17 protein-coding genes are annotated in these 16,020 nt (G+C 52.8%); 2 read left to right on the top strand and 15 right to left on the bottom strand.

What is annotated here, in order from left to right:
- Window positions 1-49 precede the first annotated feature (49 nt).
- The 14 genes from nusB to AC128V_RS01755 all read right to left on the bottom strand — a co-directional run bounded on the left by nusB (window position 50) and on the right by AC128V_RS01755 (window position 11,762).
- The gene (nusB, locus tag AC128V_RS01820) at window positions 50-469 is read right to left on the bottom strand and encodes a transcription antitermination factor NusB (protein WP_482762977.1); all 420 of its coding nucleotides are present in this window, start codon (window positions 467-469) and stop codon (window positions 50-52) included.
- Window positions 470-1,033: an elongation factor P gene (gene efp, locus AC128V_RS01815; RefSeq protein ID WP_482762976.1), complete on the bottom strand. Its 564-nt coding sequence runs from the start codon at window positions 1,031-1,033 to the stop codon at window positions 470-472. It lies immediately after the preceding gene.
- A gap of 27 nt (window positions 1,034-1,060) precedes the next feature.
- On the bottom strand, window positions 1,061-1,489 hold the full coding sequence (aroQ, locus tag AC128V_RS01810) for a type II 3-dehydroquinate dehydratase (protein ID WP_482762975.1): 429 nt from the start codon (window positions 1,487-1,489) through the stop codon (window positions 1,061-1,063).
- 9 nt (window positions 1,490-1,498) lie between these two features.
- A complete protein-coding gene (aroB, locus tag AC128V_RS01805) occupies window positions 1,499-2,530 on the bottom strand; it encodes a 3-dehydroquinate synthase (RefSeq protein WP_482762974.1) in 1,032 nt (343 codons plus the stop codon).
- Window positions 2,527-3,015 (bottom strand): shikimate kinase, encoded by a 489-nt coding sequence (locus AC128V_RS01800; protein ID WP_482762973.1) that lies wholly within the window; start codon window positions 3,013-3,015, stop codon window positions 2,527-2,529. Before AC128V_RS01800 ends, aroB begins: the two co-directional genes overlap by 4 nt.
- Window positions 3,015-4,211, bottom strand: coding sequence for a chorismate synthase (aroC, locus tag AC128V_RS01795; protein WP_482762972.1), 1,197 nt, complete (start codon window positions 4,209-4,211; stop codon window positions 3,015-3,017). The genes AC128V_RS01800 and aroC overlap by 1 nt, the downstream gene beginning before the upstream one ends.
- Before the next feature lie 4 nt (window positions 4,212-4,215).
- A complete protein-coding gene (locus AC128V_RS01790) occupies window positions 4,216-5,007 on the bottom strand; it encodes a shikimate dehydrogenase family protein (RefSeq protein ID WP_482762971.1) in 792 nt (263 codons plus the stop codon).
- Window positions 5,000-6,067, bottom strand: a complete 1,068-nt coding sequence (gene mltG, locus AC128V_RS01785; protein WP_482762970.1) for an endolytic transglycosylase MltG — start codon at window positions 6,065-6,067, stop codon at window positions 5,000-5,002. Before mltG ends, AC128V_RS01790 begins: the two co-directional genes overlap by 8 nt.
- Complete coding sequence (gene ruvX / locus AC128V_RS01780) at window positions 6,045-6,485, bottom strand: Holliday junction resolvase RuvX (RefSeq protein WP_482762969.1); 441 nt, start codon at window positions 6,483-6,485, stop codon at window positions 6,045-6,047. The genes mltG and ruvX overlap by 23 nt, the downstream gene beginning before the upstream one ends.
- Window positions 6,482-9,121, bottom strand: coding sequence for an alanine--tRNA ligase (gene alaS / locus AC128V_RS01775; protein WP_482762968.1), 2,640 nt, complete (start codon window positions 9,119-9,121; stop codon window positions 6,482-6,484). The genes ruvX and alaS overlap by 4 nt, the downstream gene beginning before the upstream one ends.
- 5 nt (window positions 9,122-9,126) lie before the next feature.
- Window positions 9,127-9,441 carry a hypothetical protein gene (locus AC128V_RS01770; RefSeq protein WP_482762967.1) on the bottom strand — a complete coding sequence of 105 codons (315 nt, stop codon included), beginning with the start codon at window positions 9,439-9,441 and terminating at the stop codon, window positions 9,127-9,129.
- 2 nt (window positions 9,442-9,443) lie between these two features.
- The gene (locus AC128V_RS01765) at window positions 9,444-9,791 is read right to left on the bottom strand and encodes a DUF948 domain-containing protein (RefSeq protein WP_482762966.1); all 348 of its coding nucleotides are present in this window, start codon (window positions 9,789-9,791) and stop codon (window positions 9,444-9,446) included.
- Window positions 9,792-9,800: 9 nt separating this feature from the next.
- Entirely contained in the window at window positions 9,801-10,430 is a 630-nt protein-coding gene (gene rpsD, locus AC128V_RS01760; RefSeq protein WP_482762965.1) for a 30S ribosomal protein S4, read from the bottom strand.
- A gap of 99 nt (window positions 10,431-10,529) precedes the next feature.
- Window positions 10,530-11,762 (bottom strand): replication-associated recombination protein A, encoded by a 1,233-nt coding sequence (locus tag AC128V_RS01755; RefSeq protein WP_482762964.1) that lies wholly within the window; start codon window positions 11,760-11,762, stop codon window positions 10,530-10,532.
- Between the two features lie 54 nt (window positions 11,763-11,816).
- Between AC128V_RS01755 and AC128V_RS01750 the strand changes: the two genes are divergently transcribed.
- Together AC128V_RS01750 and AC128V_RS01745 are read left to right on the top strand one after the other, a co-directional pair.
- Window positions 11,817-12,566 carry a peptidylprolyl isomerase gene (locus AC128V_RS01750; RefSeq protein ID WP_482762963.1) on the top strand — a complete coding sequence of 250 codons (750 nt, stop codon included), beginning with the start codon at window positions 11,817-11,819 and terminating at the stop codon, window positions 12,564-12,566.
- Window positions 12,567-12,590: 24 nt separating this feature from the next.
- Window positions 12,591-13,805, top strand: a complete 1,215-nt coding sequence (locus AC128V_RS01745; RefSeq protein ID WP_482762962.1) for a DUF349 domain-containing protein — start codon at window positions 12,591-12,593, stop codon at window positions 13,803-13,805.
- On the opposite strand, the gene AC128V_RS01740 is transcribed toward AC128V_RS01745, so the two are convergent.
- Window positions 13,802-16,020, bottom strand: a 2,219-nt coding sequence (locus AC128V_RS01740) for a RelA/SpoT family protein (RefSeq protein ID WP_482762961.1), incomplete at its 5' end; no start/stop codon positions are given. The two genes, AC128V_RS01745 and AC128V_RS01740, sit on opposite strands and share 4 nt — an antisense overlap.

Here is a 16,020-nt window from a genome sequence, read left to right as displayed (position 1 = left end):
GCCTCACAGGACGAATTTAAAGGTGGTTTCCTGGAAGAGTATACAGCTATTAGAGAGCTTGGCGACCTTTAGCAAGGCGTGCCAAAACACCATTTATAAACTTTGGCGATTCATCGGTTGACAGTTCCCCAGCAAGGCTGACTGCTTCTGAGATCGCCACTTCGTTTGGAACCTCACTGTTGTGCAGAATCTCCCACGCTGCCATGCGCAAAATTGCTCGGTCGACAGCAGGCATGCGATCTAGCGACCAATTGTCCGCGAGCATTTGGATCTCGGAATCGATTTGGTAGGCGTTCTCAAGGTAGCCGGTTACAAGCATCTCCGCGTAGTCGAAAATCGCTTGCTGGTTTTGACGATCAAGTAGTTCAACCTCAGTCTGCCTCAGAAGCTCTAGCGCCTCTTCGCCACGAACATCTGACGCATACAGAGCATCGAGAGCGCGCTTCCGTGCTTTTGTTCTAGCGCTCACCTATTCGCTCGCGCGACCAAGGTAGTCACCGGTTCTGGTGTCCACCTTTACTCTGGTGTTGTTCTCGATGAACAGTGGGACCTGAATCTGGTAGCCGGTCTCTAAAGTTGCAGGCTTTGTGCCACCTGTTGAGCGGTCGCCCTGCAGACCAGGCTCGGTGTAGGTGATCTCGAGCACGACCGACGGCGGAAGTTCGACATACAACGGTGAACCCTCGTGAAGTGCGACGGTCGCCATCTGGTTTTCAAGCAAGTAGTTCGCAACATCTCCAACGGTTTCAGTTGCAATGGTGATTTGGTCGTAGGTGGTGTTATCCATAAAGACGTAGCCGGTGCCATCGTTGTACAGGTACTGCATGTCACGGCGATCTACGGTTGCGGTCTCAATCTTTGCGCCAGCGTTGAAGGTCTTCTCAACAACCTTGCCGGAAAGCACATGGCGCATCTTTGTGCGAACAAAAGCTGGGCCCTTTCCAGGCTTTACGTGCTGAAACTCGATTACCGACCACAGCTGACCTTCCATGTTCAGGACCATGCCGTTTTTTAGATCGTTTGAGGTTGCCATTTTTCTCCTTGATAAACCTGTGAAATTCTAGTTGCGAGTAAGTTGCTGCAGCGCCAAAAGGTAACTATCGGCTCCGAAACCGGCAATAACTCCGCTTGCAACTGCTGAGATGACGCTGTTGTGACGGAAAGTCTCTCGGGCATGCGGGTTGGAGATGTGGACCTCAATGAGCCTCGAACGATTCTTTAGCATGGCGCAGGCGTCGCGAAGAGCATATGAATAGTGCGTGAAGGCCGCTGGGTTCAAGATGACGTCTGCCTTCTCATCGAAGGCTTGGTGTAACCAGGAGATTAGTTGATCCTCGCTGTTGCTCTGTCCGAAGACGAAATCCACCTGTGGCGCTTGCTTGCGCATCTTCGCTTCGATGTCTGCAAGGTTCATGGTGCCGTACACCTCTGGCTCGCGTGCACCAAGCATATTTAGGTTCGGACCATTTAGGACGTATATCTTGCTCATGGGTAAACGCTATTCCACAATCGACTGAAATGCAGTGAACAGTAGTTCCGGAGTTGGAGCGCTGAGAATTCCTGGCTTACCAATTCCATCTAGCACAACGAATCTCAGGGAGCCTGCTCGACTCTTCTTATCTCGCTGCATAGTTGCCAAAAGCTGATCCCAGCGATCCGCTCGATAAGTCATAGGAAGACCCAATTTCAAAAGCACCGAGCGGTGTCTTTCGACATCGGATTCTTTTAGGCGACCACTGAGCATTGATAATTCGGCAGCAAAAACCATTCCAATCGCTATTGCGGCTCCGTGGCGCCACTTATAGCGCTCGGCGTGCTCGATTGCGTGACCAAGAGTGTGACCGTAGTTCAAAAACTCACGCTGCCCGGCCTCTTTGAAATCTGCGGTGGTGACCTGCTCTTTGATGGCTACTGAGCGAGAGATGATTTCAGCAAATACATCGCTCTTTATGTCCGTAGCCTCATCCGATCCCTCTACAGCCTCAAGAATCCAGGGGTCGGAGATAAAGCCATATTTCACAACTTCTGCCATGCCAGCCAATAGCTCATTGCGGGGCAGCGTCACCAGGGTGTCAAGATCGATGATTACTCTATGCGGGAGGTGAAATATACCTACTAGGTTCTTACCCTCAGAGGTATTGATGCCTGTCTTGCCACCGATAGCTGCATCCACCATTCCCAAAAGCGTGGTTGGAATCAGAATTGACCTGATACCGCGAAGCCAAGTTGCGGCTACAAAGCCGGCTAAATCGGTTGTCGAACCTCCACCGATTCCAACGACTGCATCATTGCGGTGAAAGTCGGCTTGACCCATTACCTGCCAGCAAAACGTAGCTACCTCGATGCGTTTGGCATCCTCTTCGTTTGGCACCTCGACGACCAAGGCTTCGAATCCCTTTGCGCGGAGGTCCTCCTGAACCAGCAACGCAGTCGCACTAAGTGCTTGCGGGTGCAGGATGAGTACTTTCTTCACCCCGTCTAGCGAGTTGCCAACTTCAGAAAGCAATGATCTACCGATTATCGATGTCATTTGCTTGCCTCTTGCTTGAGTTGAGAGATAAGTGCCTTAATTGGCCTTCCACCTGTGAAGACCGTAACAGTCGCACACTGCTCGTATAAAGCCTTACGCTCTAAGTAGATGGCATCCCAGCGCTCCGGGTTGTCCTTGAGAAGCGGTCGTTTACTCAGATTAATCTTGTCCAGCACATGCTCGCTTGCGGTGTCGAGAAAAACTGTTCGGTAGCCAGCGAGCAGTCTTCGATTCTCTTCGCTAAGCACAATGCCGCCCCCGGTGGCAATTACTCCACCATTTGCTAGGGCTTTGATCAAGGCACTGGTTTCGAGGGTCCTGAAGTGCGCCTCACCAAATTTTGCGAAAATTTCGACGATGGATCCGTGTTCTTTAGCCACTAGTTTGTCGGTGTCTGCGAACGGGACCTCTAGCTCCTTGGCAAGTTTCTTACCGAGAGTTGTTTTCCCTGAACCCATCGGTCCAATCAGGATCAAGGTATCCACTAGGGCTGCGCGATACGGGACTTTAGAACCTCAGGAATACTCTCGAGGTAAGAGGTTAGATTGCGCTTAGTCTCGTTGACTGAATCGCCTCCGAACTTCTCCAACACAGAGTTAGCAACCACTAGGGCAACCATTGCCTCTACAACAACACCCGCGGCTGGAACTGCACAAACGTCGGATCTTTGGTGGTGAGCGGTGGCGGCGTCGCCGGTTGAGGTGTCAATAGTTTGCAGGGCCTTAGGGACGGTGCTAATTGGCTTCATTCCCGCGCGCACTCGGATAACTTCGCCGTTGGACATGCCGCCTTCAATGCCACCGGCTCGGTCTGTAATTCTGTGGACCGAACCATCCTCGCGAATCATTTCATCGTGAGCCACACTGCCGCGACGCTTGGTGGTTTCTAGACCATCGCCAATCTCAACAGATTTCATGGCCTGAATGCCCATCACAGCGGCTGCCAACTGCGCATCGAGTCTTCGATCCCAGTGCACATATGACCCAAGTCCAGGAGGGCAGCCATAAACCAGCGTCTCTGTAACGCCACCGATGGTGTCCCCGGATGAATGGCAGTCATCGATTTCTGCAATCATCGCCGCGCTTGCGTCCTTGTCGAAGCAGCGGACTGCATTTTCGTCCAAAGAATTGTTGTCGCTTGGTCTCGGAAGGGTCGTGCTGTTATTCAGCGCCGTGCCAATGGCAACGGTGTGGGTTACCAACTCGATTCCGAGCTCGCTTAGGAAGTTCTTGGCTATCTGGCCTAATGCAACTCTGGTTGCGGTCTCGCGTGCCGATGCACGCTCCAGCACGGGTCGCGCCTCGTCAAAACCGTACTTCTGCATTCCGGTGAAATCCGCATGGCCAGGTCTTGGCCTAGTTAGAGGTGCTCCCCTAGCCCCGGTTAGTTCGTCTGCTTCAATTGGAGCCGCAGACATAACGGTTTCCCATTTTGGCCATTCGGTGTTCGCGATGCGAACGGCAATAGGACCACCCTGGGTAAGCCCGAATCGAATACCAGAGGATAGTGTTACCTGGTCCTGTTCGAATTTCATTCGAGCACCACGGCCATAACCGAGACGTCTTTGGGAAAGAGCCTCTTGGATATCGCTTGCCAGAACCGGCACGCCAGCAGGCATACCCTCAATGACACCAATGAGTTCAGGGCCATGAGATTCCCCGGCAGTAATCCAGCGCAACATCTGTCTATTTTGCCATGTCTAGAGCGCTGCGGATAGCTAAGACCAATTCTTTCTCGCCTGAAAGTGGCTCAGAGAGATCATTTCCCGCAAACAGGCGCTGCTGGCCAACCGCCTGCCAAATCAACATTTCGAGTCCAGAGACTGTGTTTTCCAAACCCCACAGCTTGGCTGCTTTAGAGGGCCACGGGTCGTAAGCGACGTCTAGAAGAAGGCCATTTGGCTTAGCCGAGAGAGTAACTATGTGCTCATCAAGTCCATGCGGTGGCAGGGTAGATATGACCAGATCTGCCTTTACCGCTTTGTGAAGCAAAGGCTCAAAGTCAATTTCATACTCTGCGGTCAACTGCTTGATTGCAGCTGAGTTGCGTCCCCAAACGGACACATTCTTGCCCAGCTCCTGCATCGCGACGATGGCGCTTCTCGCGGTCGCACCTGTGCCGAGAACTGAGACCGACTTGAACTTTTTGGTTGAAAGCGCGCTCTGGATGCCGAACACATCTGTGTTGTAGGCATCCCAACCCGATTCAGTTCGTATCAGAGTGTTTGCAGCTTGGCTTGCAATCGCGATGGAGTCCGCCCGCTCTGCCAGGTTAAGGGCTTGCTCTTTAAGTGGCATAGTGACGCTGTATCCCACAAAGTCGATCGGCTGAGTCGATAGGAATTGCTCCAGATTGTCTGCGACTTCAAAGGAACCGTATTCACTCTGGACACCTAAGAAATTGAAGGCAGCGTTGTGGATGGCGGGAGACTTTGAGTGAGTGATTGGTGATCCAAGCACTGCGTAGCGATTAGTCATTCCACTCCGGATTCTCGCGCAACCAGGAGTAGAACTCCTGCGCTGCCTTGTCATGCTCAGCAACAGTCTCACTGAACTTGGTCTCACCGGTCTTTAGGTTGACAGTGACAAAGAACAACCAATCACCGTCGGCCGGTCGAAGAGCGGCCTCGATGGCCAGCTCTCCCGGGTTTGAAATCGGGCCAGCAGGTAGGCCTTGGTAGACGTAGGTGTTGTAGGGATTTCTATCAGCACGCTGGGCATCGGTGGTGGTAACGGTGGTTCCGTTTGTTCCATAGCTCACGGTGGCATCAGATTGCAGCAACATGTCAATCGCAAGCCTGTTCTGGAACACTCTTGAGACCTTGAAGAAGTCCTCGGTGAGGCGTGCCTCAACCTGAATTAGAGCAGCCAGGCTCATCAACTCCAGTGAGTCTTTGAGTGTGACATCGTATTGCGCCAGCTCTGCTTCGGTGCGATCAACCATGGCATTGATAACCGTTTCAGCGCTCACGCCAGGGTCAAAGGTGTACGTGGCGGGAAACAGGTAACCCTCGGCGTTGAGTGCATCAGATGGTAGCCGTCCCATGATCCCCTCGATGGCCAAGACTATGTCTTCCTCATCAAGATTCAGATCTGTGACCAACTGCGGGACGATTTCTCGAATTCGAAATCCCTCGGGGATTGTGCTCTGCACAACAACGCGATTCTTTCCTTCGATAAGTATTTCCAGGGCACGCTTGCCAGAAAGTTTCGTCGGGAATTCGTAGGTGCCTGGGAAAATAGTGAAGTCGGTGGTGAGCATGTCCCGGTAAATAGCGTCAAAGCTCAAAATTATGTCTGCATCAACCATTTTGCGAGCAACGGCTGCTCCATCATCGCCAGCTTCAATCACGATCGAGGTTGGAGCACCTGGCTCCCCCGAATAATCGGCTACCTGGAAACGAGAAATGAAATCTCTAATCGAATCGGTTGCGAAGGACGCTATCCCACCAACGATTCCGACTAATACCAGAAGCGCGAGCGAGCCAAACAGCAGCCTCCGGCGCTTTGATTGGCTATCGGTCTGTGATGTCTTCAAGTGCGACTCCCGCTAAGCTCCCACGCTCTGAGTTCAGAGCAAAGTCCAGAATAAGTGCAGCTGCCTGCGCATCGATGTATTCACGGGACTCTTTCACCTTCTTGCCAGATGAATGCAACATCTGCTGAGCGGATTTGGTAGTCAGTCGCTCATCGATCATCCGCACTGTGACACCCTGACCGGACAATTGCTTGGCGAAATCAATTGCACTTTGTGTTGAGGCAGTGAAGTCGCCCTTGAGGTTAAGAGGTAGTCCGACATAGATCGTCGTCACTTGCTTCTCGGCGGCTATTTCAATGACGCGAGTAGCCGCATTGTCTGCGGCTGAAATGCTCTCAAGAGGAAGAGCGAGCGTCCCCTCGCTTACAGCCACTCCGATTCGAGTGCTTCCGACATCGATAGCGAGACGACGGCTCACTTTATTGAGGCAACCGCTTCTTGGATGGCCTGCGCAAGTTTCGAAGAGTCCGAGCCTCCACCTTGAGCGAAGTCGGCCTTACCGCCGCCACCGCCACCGAGAACAGCGGCTGCGATCTTGGCAAGTTCGCCAGCGCGCACTCCTTGCTGTTGCGCTGAAGGGCCAGATGCAATCATCACAAGAGGCTTCTCGGAAATGATGGCACCGAGAATAACAACTGAATCAGAACCAAGATCACTGGCTACGGCCGTAGTCAATCCCCTGAGTTGGTCGGCATTGACTTCGGAAGTAATAGCAGTTGCAACGACATTTAGGCCAGCAACCTTTGTTGCTTCAGCAGCAAGCTTGGGAACCAGCTGCATTGCCTGAGCTGATTCGAGTTCTGCGATGCGCTTCTGTGCTGACTTGAGCTCATCCAATGCGTCCGCAATACTAGCCTCAAGTTCAGTCGCTGGAGCTTTCAGGCTTGCTGCAAGCCTTCTAGTGAGCTCACGCTCAGCGGTCAGGGCTCTGAGAGCATCAATACCAACCAGAGCTTCAATTCTTCTTGAACCAGAGCCAACAGAGGACTCCGAGGTCACTGAAACCAAGCCAATTTGAGAAGAGCGCATTACGTGAGTACCACCACAGAGTTCGCGGGACCAAGGCCCACCAACCTGAACGACTCGGACATCCTCGTCATAGGTTTCGCCAAACAGCGCAATAGCGCCCCACTCGCGAGCAGCGGATAACGGCATGTATTGCGCGCTGACTGCTAGGTCTGCCCTGATCGCGAGGTTTGAAACCTCTTCAATCTCTGACTTGGTCTCATCAGACAGCGATTGTGTCCAAGAAAAGTCGAGCCTCATGTAACCAGGACGGTTGTAAGAACCTGACTGCAGCGCTTCTGGGCCAAGAACTTGCCTGAGGGCTGCGTGAATAACGTGAGTAGCGGAGTGAGCCTGTGCTGCACCTAAACGCCAGTCTGCGTCGACGATGGCCTGCGCGTCGCTACCGACAGCGACCTCACCAGAGACCACACGAACCTTGTGTGAGAACAATCCCTTTACCGGCTTCTGGACATCCAGAACCTCAAGTTCAAATCCATCTCCGACTATCCAGCCAGCGTCTGCCGCCTGTCCACCGGACTCGGCATACAGAGTGGTTCTATCAAGGAAAACTTCGCCTAGTTGACCCTTGGCTAGAGCTGGCACCGAATCACCCTCGCGGATCATTCCAAGCACCTTTCCGGTTGTCTTTAGAGCGTCATAGCCAAGGAATTGGGTTTCACCGAGACTTCTAAACTCGCTATAAACCTGAAGGCCTGCGCCGCCGGTCTTCTTGGATTTAGCGTCCTGCTTCGCTCGGTCTTTTTGCCCTGTCATGAGGTTGTTGAATTCATCACGATCAACCGACAGGCCGTTCTCCTCTGCAATTTCGACGGTCAAGTCGATTGGGAAGCCGTAGGTGTCGTGAAGTAAGAAAGCGGTCTCTCCGCTAAGAGAACCAGTGGCTACTGAGATTGCCTCTGAAAGCACAATCAGTCCGGTGTCCAGGGTCCTACTGAAACCTAGTTCCTCGGCGATGGCTGCTCTGAGGACCCTCGGGAAGTTCTCCTCGAGATCTGGGTAGGCCTCAACCATTGCGTTCTTGCTTGTGGTGAGTAGCTCTTCAAAACAAGGCTTCTGGACACCCAGTAAGCGCAATGAGCGAACAGAACGTCTAAGTAGGCGCCTAAGAACGTACCCGCGACCCTCGTTGGAAGGTGAGACGCCGTCAGACATAAGCATCAGAGCAGATCTAATGTGGTCGGCGATTACACGCATCCGGATGTCATCTAGTTCCAAGGAGCCATACTTCTTGCCGGAGAGCTTGGCGGACAGATCGATTAGGGGCTTGACCTGGTCAATCTCGTAGATGTTTTCAACGCCCTGCAATAAGAAGGCAACTCGCTCGAGACCCATACCGGTGTCGATGTTCTTCTTTGGCAGATCTCCAAGGATTTCAAAGTGATCCTTAGTTCCACCATCGGCACGTTCGTACTGCATGAAAACAAGGTTCCAGATCTCGATGTAGCGATCTTCGTCTGCCTCAGGACCACCTTCGATGCCATACTCAGGCCCGCGGTCATAGTAGATCTCGGAGCAAGGACCAGCTGGACCACGCTGACCGGTTGACCAGTAGTTGTCACGCATGCCGCGGCGCTGAATGCGCTCACGTGGAATAGACGACTGCTCTAGCCAATAGCCAATCGCTTCATCATCATCGTTATAGACAGTTACCCAAAGACGTTCCGGGTCAAAACCTAAGCCACCCTCTTCTAAAGTACCTGTCAATAGCTCCCAGGCGAAGCCGATTGCTTCCTTCTTGAAGTAATCGCCAAATGAAAAATTTCCATTCATCTGGAAGAAGGTGCCGTGACGAGTGGTCTTACCCACCTCATCAATGTCAAGGGTTCTTACACACTTTTGAACGCTTGTCGCGCGTGAGTATGGAGCCGGAAGCACGCCGGTCATGTATGGGATAAATGGAACCATTCCAGCAACCACAAACATCAAAGTTGGGTCTTGGCTGATCAGCGGCGCGCTTGGAACAACGGTGTGACCCTTCTTCTCGAAGTAGTCAAGCCACCGCCGTTTGATTTCGGCAGTCTTCATGGTGCTTATTTCTTAGCTGGAGCGCGCTTTGCCGCTGGCTTAGCCACTGGCTTCTTGGCAGCTGGTTTCGCAACTGGCTTCTTGGCGGCAGTTTTTGCTGGGGTCTTTTTTGCTGCAGCACGCGCTGCTGGGGCCTTGGCGACTGGAGTGCTTAGTTCTGCCTCGCGCTCCTGGTAGCCAGCCGCTACGGCCTGGCTGAAGTCTTTTGCGGCGGCAATTGCCTCATCAAGCGCAAGCTGCGCCTTTGGGTTGTCGCGAAGTTGAACAACGGCAAGTGCACCAAGGCCTAGCCCTGCTGCGAACCATCCGAGTCTTGACATTTCTACCTCCGTTTTCCAAGGACCGAGAAGAGTCCCTTGGTGACACCGAAAAGTTTAGTAAGGGGTGCTCCAACTGAAGCTGTGAACACTGCAACCAGGGAGTTGATGTTCTCGGTTACCTGCTCGACATCTTCAGTGATCGAGTCGATGCGCTTTAGCTGGCGATTTGCTTCACCCAAGGTGACACGGGCCTCTTGAAGCATTGGCTCAAGCTCTTTATTGACAGTGCTAATGGTTCTAGCGCTCTCGTCAATGAGCTTGGCTAGCTTCACCAGGGGGAAGCCCATAAAAAGAACGAGCAGTGCGAAGCTGAGGGCAAAAATTATGCCGACAACCTCGCCACCGCTCATCAGATTTACTTATCTCGCTGCGTAGTACTCAACAACGAGCTGAACTTCACAGGTAACTGGAACTTCAGCGCGCTTTGGACGGCGAACAAGAGTGGCCTGCAACTTGTCAAGGTCAACGCTTAGGTACTCAGGAGTCTTGTTTAGAACGTCTGAGTTACCACCGGCTGCTGCAACCTGGAATGGCTCAACCTTCTCGCTCTTGGCGTGAACGTGGATCATCTGTCCAGGCTTTACGCGGAAAGATGGGCGGTCAACGCGCTCACCATCAACAAGGATGTGGCGGTGAACAACCATCTGACGGGCCTGAGCCATGGTGCGAGCAAAGCCAGAGCGAAGAACTAGCGCGTCAAGACGCATCTCTAGTAGCTCAACTAGGTTCTCACCGGTTAGGCCTTCAGTGCGCTTTGCTTCCTGGAAGGTCTTACGAAGCTGAGCCTCGCGAATACCGTACTGAGCCCTGAGGCGCTGCTTCTCGCGAAGACGAACTGCGTAGTCTGAGTCAGACTTGCGCTTGGTGCGGCCGTGCTGGCCCGGTGCGTACGGGCGCTTTTCCATGTACTTAGCAGCTTTAGGAGTTAGTGCAATGCCTAGGGCACGTGACAAACGGGTCTTGCTGCGGGTTCTAGTTGTCTTTGACAAAAAGTTACCTTTCAAAATTATCAATGGGATCTTGCTCTACGTCCCAGCCGCTGGAGCAGAGCAACCCTGAGAGCTTAGCAGTTTGAGTCTTAGCTGTCACTATCCTTCAAGGATTTCACGAATCACCTTTAGGCGTTCGGCAATAACTTTCTCGTAGCCATGATTCGATGGTTCATACAGCTGAGCCGATATCTCAGCATATTTCTGAGCAACGACCCCCTTTGGGTCATCGTGTGGGTAGCGGTAACCAACAGCACCGGTTGATCTCAACGGTGCTGGGACTGCTGGCACAGCACCATTGTTTAGATCCTCCAGTGCCTTGTTTATAGCTAGATACGCCCTATTCGATTTTGGAGCGCTGGCTAGGTAAATAGTGACTTCAGCTAGTGGAATCCTGCCCTCCGGCATGCCAATTCGTTCCACAACATCCGCTCCGGCACTTGCTAGGACCAGGGCATTTGGGTCTGCAAGCCCGATGTCCTCTGCCGCCAGGATCATGAGCCTTCGAGCGATAAATCTAGGATCCTCTCCCCCGGCAATCATTCGCGCCAGATAGTGAATTGCTGCATCAACGTCAGAACCGCGAACAGACTTTATAAATGCGCTAATTGTGTCGTAGTGGGCATCGCCATTGGCGTCGTAAGCAATCGCAACCTCGCTAGCTTCTTTCGCAACCTCCAAGCTGATGTCTTTTTCGGCTTGCGAAGCAGCAGCTTCCAGGAGTGTTAGTGCTCGTCTGGCGTCACCAGAGGAAATCTTTGCCAGGTAGCCAATGGCGTCTTTTGAAACTTTCTTACCGTTCCAATCACTTCGTGCAATCGCACGCTCAAGCAGCGTCTTTACCTCTGAGTCGGAAAGTGGATCAAGGTGCAACACCAGGCAACGAGACACCAGCGGTTTGATAACGCTAAAGGAGGGGTTCTCTGTCGTTGCAGCTATAAGAGTTATCAGACCCGATTCCACAGCTGCCAGCAGTGAGTCTTGCTGGCTTTTGGAAAAACGATGAATCTCATCAAGGAACAAAATGGTGTTGCGCTCGTAAACCTCACGAAGCTTCTTGGCTGAATCGATCACTTCGCGAACATTGGCAACCGAACCGGAAATAGCGCTGAGTTCGACGAAATTGGCATCTCTTGATTTGGAGATTAGCCTCGCAAGCGTGGTCTTCCCAGATCCCGGCGGTCCCCAGAGGATAAGAGAGTTCAAAGCGGCAGTTGAATCACTGGTAATGAGTCGATTAAGCGCAGAACCCGGTTTGATGATCCGAGTTTGACCGACCACCTCGGCTAGCGAGGTTGGGCGCATGCGAGATGCCAAAGGAACGGATACCACCTGTTGATTGTATGCAACACCTAGAATTACTAATCGCGGATAGACAAGGGTGTTATGAAGAACAACGACAAGCTAGCGAGTTTCCAGGCCAAGCAAGGCATCAAAGTGGCTCGTGAGGCCACCAACCGAAAGGACAATCGGTTTGTTCTGATCCTTTCCGGCGGCGCTCTGGGCTTGGCTCTTCTCGGACAGTTCCTTTACTTCTCCGTCGGGCCAGGTTTCGTGGCTGCGGTCGATGAGGTCGCTGTCGAGAGCGAGCCGGCTCCCACTAACTCTGATTTAGTTCCAGATCCTGCCCTTGCTGAAAATCGCACCTGGGCAGGAGCGCTTAACCTGAACGATCAGCCAATCGGTCTTGAGCTCTATGGCGACCTAGCACCTCAGGCCACTGCAAACTTTGTGTCGCTAGTGAAGTCCGGATACTTCGAGGGAGTTAGCTGCCACCGATTGACCACCGCAGGTATTTACGTGCTTCAGTGTGGCGATCCAGAAGGCACCGGTTCCGGAGGTCCCGGCTACAACTTCGGTCCTATCGAAAACGCTCCATCGGATGACATGTATGGCGAGGGCGTATTGGCAATGGCAAGAGTCGGTGGGGATGGCTACTCAATGGGCAGCCAATTTTTCATTGTCTACGGAGAATCGCAGATTCTGAGTGATGCTGCCGGTGGTTACACCGTTTTCGGAAAGGTCACCTCGGGACTTGATTCCGTGAAGGCTATTGCCGCCGCTGGAACCGCAGATGGTTCAAGCGATGGAGCTCCGATTAATGCCGTTTCGCTTAGCGGTATTTCGGTAGAGTAAAACCTCACACCTTAGGAGATCCCCGTGACCAGCAACGCATTCGGCCGCGTCGACAGCGAAAACAACGTATTCGTTATCGAAGCAGGCGTCGAAAGACACGTTGGCCAGTACCCAAACGTCAGCGAAACTGACGCACTTGCCTACTTTGCCCGTAAGTACGAAGAACTAGAAGCTCAGGTTCGCATCCTGGAACAGCGACTAGCCGCGGGAGTCACGGATTCCAAGAGCCTCAAGGCCGCTTACGACCACCTCGTGGTCGAACTCAAGGAGCCAAAGGCAGTTGGAAACCTCGTTGGTTTGCGCGAGCGTCTTGCTAAGACCGAAGCATCAATCAGCGTTGCTGCGGAGAAGATTTCGGCAGAGCGCGAAGAGTCTCTGACTCAGGCGCTAGCGGCTAAGGAAGAAATTGCCGCCAAGGCGGAGGCGTTGGTCACAAAGCTTGACAACATCAACTGGAAGAAGTCTGCCGAGCAGATGACTGCCCTGTTCGAACAGTGGCAGAAGCTTCAGAAGGATGGGCCAAAGCTTCCTAAGGCAAAGACCGACCCAATCTGGAAGCGCTTCTCACAGGCCCGAGCAAAGTTCGAAAGCGGCCGCAGGGCCTATTTCGCGACTCTGGATTCGAAGTTCAAGGAAGCTAAGTCCGCGAAGTCCAAGCTTGTGGAAGCCGCTGAGGCGCTTGTTTCAAAGGGAGGCGATGCAGCTGCAACCTACCGCAAGCTGCAGGATGACTGGAAGTTAGCACCGCGCGCTGGCAAGGCTGAAGACGCACTGTGGGCGCGATTTAGGGCTGCCGGCGACGCAATCTTCGCAGCCAAGAAGGAAAAGGACTCCGAGCAGGCCACAGAGAACAGCAGCAACCTCAAGCTCAAGCTGGAGCTTTTGAAGGAAGCGGAAAAGATCGACGTTTCAAACCTTGAGGCCGCCAAGAAAGCTATGTCAGACATTCAGTCTCGCTGGGTGAAAATTGGTCACGTTGCCAAGGACAAGGTCCGCGAAGTTGAAGACAAGCTACGAAAGATCGAAAAGGCTATCTCGGAGGCCCAGGCTGACGCGTGGAAGCGCTCAGACCCAACCGCCAAGGCTCGCAGCAACTCTTTGGTTGCGCAGCTTGAGGAAGCCATTGCTGGTCTTGAGGTTGAACTGAAAGCTGCACCTGCTGCGAAGAAGAAAGACATTCAAGCATCTATCGATGCTCGCAAGTCTTGGCTAGACGCAGCCGTTAAAGCTGTGGACTAAGAGCTCTTCACTCTCGATACTTCGTAAACTGCCTCGATTTTGCGAACCTGGTTCAACAGGTGATCAAGGTGGGACGGATCTGCCATCTCAAACACGAACCGGCTTAGTGCCACTCGGTCTCTTCCAGTTGAAACGGCAGCGCTGAGGATATTGACATGGTTCTCGCTCAGTACTCGCGTGACATCAGATAGCAATCCAGAGCGATCCAACGCTTCAATCTGAATCTGCACCATAAACACACCGCGGGAATCCTCCGCCCAGGAAACTTCCACAACGCGCTGGGGAGTCAGGCTCTTTACGTTCTTGCAGTCCCCTCGGTGAACAGATACACCTTCGCCTCGGGTAATAAAACCTATGATTTCATCGCCCGGAACCGGAGTGCAGCATCGCGCCATCTTGGTCAGGACATCTGGGGAACCCTTTACCAATACGCCTTGACTCGATCGCCTCGGACCTTTTAGACCGCGTGGGGTTTGAGGGAGAGTGATTTCCTCGGTGTCAGGATCACTGGTCAGTCCACGAAGCTGCTTGATGCGCTCAACAACGTTTGTGGTGGAGATTTGGCCTTGGCCAATCGCTGTGTACAGCGCGTTTACATCAGAGAGTTTCTGCTCGGAAACGATCTGGAGCAATGTCTCTGAGTTCAATAGGCTCTGGATTGGCAAACCCTGACGGCGCAGTGCCTTGACCAGGGCTTCTTTACCATCTTCGGTGGCGTGTTCTTTTCGCTCCTGCGTGAACCAGTGCTTAATCTTTGCCTTGGCGCTTGCAGAGCCAGCAATGTTTATCCAGTCCTTACTGGGGCCTGCAGACTCCGACTTGGAGGTAAGGATTTCGATTACGTCACCGGCTTGTAGCTTGCTCTCCAAGGGGACAAGACGGCCATTGACCTTAGCGCCGATTGTTTTGTGGCCGACCTCGGTGTGGACGGCGTAAGCGAAGTCAATCGGTGTTGAGCCACTTGATAGACCAACAACCTTGCCCTTGGGCGTAAATACGTAGAGTTCTTTAGCGCCAATTTCAAACCGAAGGTTATCGAGGAACTCCCCAGGGTCAGCAGTCTCTTCTTGCCAGTCGCTTAGTTGCTTGAGCCAGGCAAAGTCGACCTCTTGGTCCCCACTCTTGCCGGTTTGAGCCTTGTACTTCCAGTGGGCAGCAACACCGTACTCAGCCCTCTGGTCCATCTCCTGGGTTCTGATCTGAATCTCAACTGCTCTGCCTTCAGGGCCAACCACTGTGGTGTGTAGCGACTGGTAAAGGTTGAACTTTGGCATTGCAATGTAATCCTTGAAGCGACCAGGTAGCGGTGACCATTTGGCATGGATAGCGCCCAGCGCGCCATAGCAATCCCTAACGCTTGAAACGATCACTCGAATACCAACTAGGTCGTAGATGTCGTCGAACTCTCTACCTCTTAGAACCATTTTTTGGTAGATGCTGTAGTACTGCTTGGGGCGGCCAGAAAGCTTGGCTTTTACCTTCCCATCACGAAGTTCTGAGGAAATCTCATCGATGACCTTGTCGGTGTACTCACTACGAGAAGGGTTGCGCTGACCCACCAAGCTCACGATTTCTTCATAAACCTTTGGATACAAAACAGCAAAGCTAATGTCTTCAAGTTCCACTTTGATGGCACTGATACCTAAGCGGTGTGCCAGTGGGGCATAGATCTCGAGGGTCTCTTGTGCTTTACGTTTCGCCTGCTCTGGACTGATAAATCCCCAGGTGCGGGCGTTGTGCAGTCGGTCTGCAAGTTTGATGACTAAAACTCGAACATCTTTTGACATCGCAACGACCATCTTGCGCATGGTCTCAGACTGTGCAGAGTCTCCGAATTTGACCTTGTCCAACTTCGTGACTCCGTCAACTAGCAGTGCTACTTCGTCTCCAAAATCGACCTGCAACTGCTCTATGGAGTAGCTGGTGTCTTCGACGGTATCGTGCAAAAGCGCTGCCGCGATTGTTGCAGGGCCGGAACCCAGGTCCGCCAGGATGCGAGCGACAGCCAAGGGGTGGGTGATGTACTCCTCACCAGATTTTCTCTTTTGACCGGTGTGGTGGTGTTCGGCAATTTTGTAGGCCTTCTCAATAAAGGCTGGATCAGTCTTGGCATGGTTGAGTCGGACTATCCGGATGAGCTCGCTTAGATCCGTCGAATATGCGGTCGAAGACCTAGTGAAGATTCTGGGCAGTCTCGACCGAAGCGACGATGCAA

The sequence above is a fragment of the Aquiluna sp. genome, from assembly GCF_965064355.1.
The sequence above is the reverse complement of the archived record's forward strand: the minus strand, read 5'-3'. Positions and strand labels throughout refer to the sequence as shown.

What these genes read in the sequence shown, in the direction of transcription:
- AC128V_RS01765 (WP_482762966.1), bottom strand. Translation starts at nt 9,791, where the DNA reads ATGAGCGGTGGCGAGGTTGTCGGCATAATTTTTGCCCTCAGCTTCGCA.
- alaS (WP_482762968.1), bottom strand. Translation starts at nt 9,121, where the DNA reads ATGAAGACTGCCGAAATCAAACGGCGGTGGCTTGACTACTTCGAGAAG.
- AC128V_RS01770 (WP_482762967.1), bottom strand. Translation starts at nt 9,441, where the DNA reads ATGTCAAGACTCGGATGGTTCGCAGCAGGGCTAGGCCTTGGTGCACTT.
- AC128V_RS01790 (WP_482762971.1), bottom strand. Translation starts at nt 5,007, where the DNA reads ATGACTAATCGCTACGCAGTGCTTGGATCACCAATCACTCACTCAAAG.
- AC128V_RS01750 (WP_482762963.1), top strand. Translation starts at nt 11,817, where the DNA reads ATGAAGAACAACGACAAGCTAGCGAGTTTCCAGGCCAAGCAAGGCATC.
- aroQ (WP_482762975.1), bottom strand. Translation starts at nt 1,489, where the DNA reads ATGAGCAAGATATACGTCCTAAATGGTCCGAACCTAAATATGCTTGGT.
- efp (WP_482762976.1), bottom strand. Translation starts at nt 1,033, where the DNA reads ATGGCAACCTCAAACGATCTAAAAAACGGCATGGTCCTGAACATGGAA.
- aroC (WP_482762972.1), bottom strand. Translation starts at nt 4,211, where the DNA reads ATGTTGCGCTGGATTACTGCCGGGGAATCTCATGGCCCTGAACTCATT.
- aroB (WP_482762974.1), bottom strand. Translation starts at nt 2,530, where the DNA reads ATGACATCGATAATCGGTAGATCATTGCTTTCTGAAGTTGGCAACTCG.